The sequence below is a fragment of the Vallitalea sediminicola genome (genome assembly GCF_054408565.1).
The window spans coordinates 1-303 of record NZ_BTPT01000353.1; the positions used below are offsets into that span (position 1 = coordinate 1).

Sequence of the window (303 nt, forward strand, 5' to 3'; positions counted from 1 at the left end):
ATCATGGCGAGGAAAAATCAACGGTGAACTTTTGGCAAGTTGATTTTGAGCAAGAGGAGTTAAAGCCTTTAGCGGGTAAGTCGTTTTCAGCGATTATCGTTTTTCGTTATTTGCATCGACCTCTATTTGAACAAATAAAACAAGCGGTTATACCTGGTGGTTATGTTGTTTATGAAACCTTTACTGTAGATCAGCCACAATTTGGACGACCGAAAAATCCTAGTTTTTTATTAAAGCATGGTGAGTTGGCTGAACTATTTTCTGACTGGCAAATTATTCATAGCTTTGAAGGCGTCATTGATG

1 protein-coding gene is annotated in these 303 nt (G+C 38.0%); it reads left to right on the plus strand.

From position 1 onward, the window contains the following. Positions 1 to 23 precede the first annotated feature (23 nt). The coding region (locus ACX6CF_RS27025) for a hypothetical protein (RefSeq protein WP_458788468.1) at positions 24 to 303 on the plus strand (280 nt) is incomplete at its 3' end.